This window comes from Streptomyces spongiae (genome assembly GCF_009377185.1).
Taxonomy (GTDB): Bacteria; Actinomycetota; Actinomycetes; order Streptomycetales; family Streptomycetaceae; genus Streptomyces; species Streptomyces spongiae.
Window position 1 is genome coordinate 1 of sequence record NZ_VJZC01000635.1, and the last position, 5,526, is coordinate 5,526.

Genomic DNA, 5,526 nt, shown 5'->3' on the forward strand with positions numbered 1-5,526 from the left:
ACCCCCAACTCCGCCGCCCCCTTCAAGAACCCCTCAGGATCGGGCTTGCTCGCCCCCACGGACTCCGCCGTGACCCGCACATCCGGCAACGGCAACCCCGCCGCCCCCATCCGCGCGGTGGACAACGCGACATCCGCCGACGTCACCAGCGCATGCGGCACACCGGCCAACGAGGCCAGAAACGCACCCGCACCCGGTATCTCCACGACCCCGTCCATGTCCGCGGTCTCCTCGACCAGCATCCGCGCGTTGTCCGCGTGGTTCTGCTCCATCGGCCGGTCAGGCAGCAGCGCGGCCATGGAGGCGTACCCCTGCCGCCCGTGCACCACCTTCATGACCTCGTCACCGTCGAGCCCGTGCCGGTCGGCCCAGCGTCGCCAGATCCGTTCCACGACAGCGTCCGAGTTGACGAGGGTGCCGTCCATGTCGAGCAGGAGGGCGCGGGCGGTCAGAACGGTGGTGGCCGTCATCGGCATGCTCCAGGAGACGGGAAGGGGGCCGCGAACGGCCCCGGAAGGACAAGGTGGCCCCGCCCGCCGGTCAGGGAAAACGAGCGGGGACCACTTTGTTCCTACACGATACAAAACAGGCTCACGCCACGCCACCACTCCCGACCTGCACGTTCACGGAAGTCGCACAAGCCCGCACCCCGAGGCCACCCCCGAGGTCACCCCGAGACCGCCGAAGGCCCCCTCACCCGGTCAGGGCCTCGTACAGACTCCACGCCCCCAGCCCCACCATCACCAGCGCCGCGACCCGGCTGACGAGCCGGAACGGCACCCGCTTCATCAGCGCGTGGCCGCCCAGGATGCCGAGCCCGCCCACGGCCCACAGCGCGAGCACCGCACCCAGACCGACGGAGAGCGGGTCGTCGTACCGGGCCGCGAGGTTGGCCGTCATGATCTGCGTGAGATCGCCGAACTCGGCGACCAGGATCAGCATGAAACCCGCCCCCGAGACCTTCCAGAAGGACTGATTCTCGGGCTCGCGGACCTTCTCGTCGTCGCCCTCCGCGTCCTTCTTCCACAGCAGTACGGCCGCACCGCCGAGAAACAGCACGCCGGTGACCGCGGACACGATCCGTTCCGGCAGGAGTGTCAGCACACTGCCGGCCGCGACGGCGAGCGCGACATGCACGGCGAAAGCGGCGGCGACACCGGCGAAGACGTACGAGGCGCGGTAGCGGACCCCCAGGACGAGGCTGGCGAGGGCGGTCTTGTCGGGGAGCTCGGAGAGGAAGACAAGGCCGAAGACGAACGCCAGGACGCTGAAGCTGATCACGATCTCTCAATCGATCGGGGCTGCCTCACCGAGAAAGATCATCCGCTGAACGCGACACCTCGGCAGGGCAGCACACACGGAGACCCGCGCCAAAAAACACGGGCGAACGCCCGCACCGGACGGCACGGGCGGTGCACTGCTTGCCGAAGGTCTCGCTGGCCGGTCCCCTGACGGGACCCGCCTCCGGGCGCCGGCCCAGCAAAGCTGAGCAGTGTGTCGACGGTCCGGCGAAGAGCTACTCCCCTTCTGCGCCGCCCATCGTACGGGACGACTCGGACGCCCCGTCGCACACCCTCATCCCGGCCTCTCCGTCGCCCTCCGCAAAAGGGCAGGTCAGAGCCTCGCTCGGAAAACTCACAGGAAACCCGCACACGCGAGGGACTTGTTCTGTCATGAACGCGTCACTAGCTTCTCACCGAACGCTCACCTGAACGAAACAGAGCGCCGCGAGAGTTCCGTTGCTCGCACCGCAACCGCCCCCACCCACAAGGGAGTTCGCATGCGCAAGGTCTACGCGCGTCGACGCCTCAGTGTACTCGCCGGCATCACCGGCCTCATAGCCATGGCCGGACTTTTCAACGGCCCGAGCGCCTCCGCCGCGCTCCCCACCCCCATCAGCGCCTCCACCGCCCGTTCCTACCTCGCCACCCTGACGGTGGCGGCCGAGGACCGCACGGGCTACGACCGTGACCTGTTCCCGCACTGGATCACCATCAGCGGAGCCTGCAACACCCGCGAGACGGTCCTCAAGCGCGACGGCACGAACGTGGTCACCAACTCCTCCTGCGCCGCCACCAGCGGCAGCTGGTTCTCCCCCTACGACGGCGCCACCTGGACCGCCGCCTCCGACGTCGACATCGACCACCTGGTCCCGCTCGCCGAGGCCTGGGACTCCGGCGCCAGCGAGTGGACCACCTCCGAGCGCCAGGCCCTGGCCAACGACCTGACCCGCCCGCAGCTCATCGCCGTCACCGACAACGTGAACCAGTCGAAGGGCGACCAGGACCCGGCCGAGTGGATGCCGTCGGTCACGTCCTACCGCTGCACGTACGTCCGCGCCTGGGTCCAGGTGAAGTACTACTACGACCTGTCGGTCGACTCGGCCGAGAAGAGCGCCCTGACCAGCTACCTCGCCAACTGCTGAACCGTTCCTCCGGCCATTCTGCGGCTGCCGGGCGGGCCATGCGCCCGTCCGGCCCCGTGACTCCGCGGTGAGGCCCGGGCCTTCCCCCACGCCCGCCCGGGCCTCACCCCGGTACCGCCGCCCACCGCCACTCACCGCCGTGGCCGAACCGGAACCACCGGAACCTCCCCGTTCACCTCCCTCGTTCCGTACCGTACGGGTCGACGGAGGAGAGTGATCGCCGATGGCGGGGCTACGGCTGGGACCACTGCTGAGATACGTGGACGACTCGTCCGCGACCGTATGGGTCGAGACGAGCCGCCCGTGCACCGCCGAGGTGCGCTGCGCCGACGGAGCGCGCGGCGAGACCCGTACCTTCCAGGTGGCGGGCCACCACTACGCGCTGATCACGGTGACCGGTCTGCGTCCGGGCACGGCGTCCACGTACGAGGTCCTCCTCGACGGGACCCCTGTGTGGCCCCTTGCCGACTCGCCCTTCCCGCCCTCCGAGATCCGCACCCCCGACGGGGACGCCGTCCGCGTCGCCTTCGGCTCCTGCCGCTGGGCCGCCCCGCCCTCCGACGAGAACGACCCGGTCGGCCCGGACGCCCTGGACACCCTCGCCGCCCGTATCGCCGCCGACCCCGCGGAAGAGCGCCCCGACGTGCTCCTGCTGCTGGGCGACCAGGTGTACGCGGACGAGACGTCGGACGCCACCCGCCGCTGGCTCGCCGCACGCCGCGACCTCACCGAGCCGCCCGGCGACCAGGTCGCGGACTACGAGGAGTACACGCACCTCTATTACGAGTCGTGGCTCGACCCGGAGGTGCGCTGGCTGCTCTCCACCGTCCCCAGCTGCATGATCTTCGACGACCACGACGTCGTCGACGACTGGAACACCAGCGCCTCCTGGCTCGCCGACATGCGGGCCACCCCGTGGTGGCGCGAGCGGCTGCTGAGCGGGCTGGTGTCGTACTGGGTCCACCAGCACCTCGGCAACCTCTCCCCCGCCGAACTGGCCGCCGACCCGCTGTACGCCGCCGTCCGGGACGCCCCCGACGGCACCGACCTGCTGCGCGCGCACGCCGCCCGCGCCGACGAAGACCCCTCCGCGGTCCGCTGGAGCTACCGTCGCGACTTCGGACGCGTTCGCGTGCTCATGGTCGACACCCGGGCCGCGCGCGTCCTGGAGGAGGGCGGCCGCTCGATGCTGGCCCCGGCCGAGGAACGGTGGCTGCGCGAGCAGGTGCTCGGTGACCCCGGCTCGTACGACCACCTCCTCATCGGCACCTCGCTCCCCTGGCTGCTGCCCCACCTCGTGCACGACGCCGAGGCATGGAACGCCGCCCTGTGCCGGGGCGAGCGCGGGGAGCGGTGGGCGCGGTTCGGAGAGGACCTGCGGCGGCGGGCGGACCTGGAGCACTGGGCGGCGTTCCCGGCGTCGTTCGAGGCTCTGGCGGCGCTGATCGCCGAGGCCGGGTCGGGTGAGCGGGCGCCGGCGACGGTGTGCGTGCTCTCCGGGGACGTGCACCACGCGTATGTCGCGGAGCCGTCCTGGCCCTCGGGAAGCGGCCCTCGTGCGCGGGTGCTCCAGCTGACCTGCTCCCCCGTGCACAACTCCATCCCGCTCTCGATCCGGCTCGGCTTCCGCTTCGGCTGGAGCGGGGTGGGACGCGCCCTGGGCCGCTTCTTCGAGCGGCACGGACGCGGTGAGCGGCCCTCCCTCGACTGGCGCCGGACGGGCGGCCCGTGGTTCGGCAACCAGTTGATGACCCTGACCCTACGCGGCCGTTCGGCCCGGCTGCGGCTCGACCAGGCCCGGGCGTCCCGGAACGGCGGCAAACCCCGTCTGGAGACGGTGACGGAGTACGAACTCGCCCCCCGATAACCGCCTTGCGCCCCTTTGTCACCTCCACTCACGTGTTGCCCGTGATGCTCGTGAGGCATCCCACACCCGGTGTCCCCAGGGCTCTGCTCCGGCCCCGTACGACGGCATGATGATGCGGACCGTCCGCTTCCAGCGGGCGGTTTGCCCCACCGCGCCCCCACGCACGGGAGTCACACGCCTTGTCCGCAGCGACCGCCGCATCCGCCGAGGGCTCCTCCGAGTCCCTCTGCGTCTCCCTCGCCGTCGTCGGCGCGGGCCCGCGCGGCACCAGCGTCCTGGAGCGCCTGTGCGCCTCCGCGCCCGAACTCCTGTGGCCCGGCGCCCAGTTGACCGTCCATGTCGTCGACCCCTCGCCTCCGGGCCCCGGCCGGGTCTGGCGCACCGCACAGTCCCCCCACCTGCTCATGAACACCGTGGCCTCGCAGGTGACCCTGTTCACCGACGAGAGCGTGGACTGCTCGGGCCCGATCCGCCCGGGGCCGAGCCTCCACACGTGGGCGGCCGGCGAACTGGGCCCCGACGAGTACCCGACCCGCGCCCAGTACGGGCGTTACCTGGAGTGGGTGTTCACCGAGGTGGTGCGCCAGGCGCCGCCCGCGATACGGGTCGAGGTGCACGCCGCGCGAGCGGTCCGCCTGGACGACGCCCCCGACGGCCGCCAGACCCTCGCCCTGTCCACCGGCCGCACGCTGACCGGCCTGTCCGCCGTGGTCCTCGCCCAGGGCCACCTGCCCACGGCCCCCGACCGCGCCCAGCGCGAGCTCACGTCGTACGCGGCCCGGCACGGACTGCGCCACATCCCGCCCGCCAACCCGGCCGACGTGGACCTCACCTCCCTCTCCCCGGGCGAGCCGGTCCTCCTGCGCGGCCTCGGCCTCAACTTCTTCGACCACATGGCCCTGCTGACCACCGGTCGCGGCGGCCGTTTCGTCCGCGGTCCACAGGGCCCGCGCTACCTCCCCTCGGGCCGCGAGCCGCGCCTGTACGCGGGCTCCCGGCGCGGCGTCCCCTACCAGGCGCGCGGCGACAATGCGAAGGGCCCGTACGGCCGTCACACCCCGCTCGTCCTCACCCCCGAGGTGATCGCGGGCTTCCGCAAACGCGCGGACTCGGGCGAGGCCCCCGACTTCCGGACGGAGATATGGCCGTTGGTGGCCAAGGAGGTCGAGACGGTCTACTACGAGGGCGTGCTGAGGAACAGCCAGGAGGACCTCACCCTCCCCCTCCTCACCCT

At 71.6% G+C, this 5,526-nt stretch carries 5 protein-coding genes; 3 read left to right on the forward strand and 2 right to left on the reverse strand.

The window, feature by feature from the left end; all coding sequences use genetic code 11:
• Positions 1–476, reverse strand: a 476-nt coding sequence (locus FNH08_RS43390) for an HAD family hydrolase (protein WP_152777013.1), incomplete at its 3' end; no start/stop codon positions are given.
• A gap of 217 nt (positions 477–693) precedes the next feature.
• A complete protein-coding gene (locus tag FNH08_RS43395) occupies positions 694–1,281 on the reverse strand; it encodes a TMEM165/GDT1 family protein (protein ID WP_322726396.1) in 588 nt (195 codons plus the stop codon).
• A gap of 499 nt (positions 1,282–1,780) precedes the next feature.
• On the opposite strand from FNH08_RS43395, the gene FNH08_RS43400 reads away from it, so the two are divergent.
• The 3 genes from FNH08_RS43400 to FNH08_RS43410 all read left to right on the forward strand — a co-directional run.
• Positions 1,781–2,425: an HNH endonuclease family protein gene (locus FNH08_RS43400; protein WP_152777014.1), complete on the forward strand. Its 645-nt coding sequence runs from the start codon at positions 1,781–1,783 to the stop codon at positions 2,423–2,425.
• 223 nt (positions 2,426–2,648) lie between these two features.
• Positions 2,649–4,292: an alkaline phosphatase D family protein gene (locus FNH08_RS43405; RefSeq protein ID WP_152777015.1), complete on the forward strand. Its 1,644-nt coding sequence runs from the start codon at positions 2,649–2,651 to the stop codon at positions 4,290–4,292.
• A 179-nt stretch (positions 4,293–4,471) separates the two neighbouring features.
• The coding region (locus FNH08_RS43410) for an FAD/NAD(P)-binding protein (RefSeq protein ID WP_194238827.1) at positions 4,472–5,526 on the forward strand (1,055 nt) is incomplete at its 3' end.

What these genes read in the sequence shown, in the direction of transcription:
- FNH08_RS43405 (WP_152777015.1), top strand. Translation starts at nt 2,649, where the DNA reads ATGGCGGGGCTACGGCTGGGACCACTGCTGAGATACGTGGACGACTCG.
- FNH08_RS43400 (WP_152777014.1), top strand. Translation starts at nt 1,781, where the DNA reads ATGCGCAAGGTCTACGCGCGTCGACGCCTCAGTGTACTCGCCGGCATC.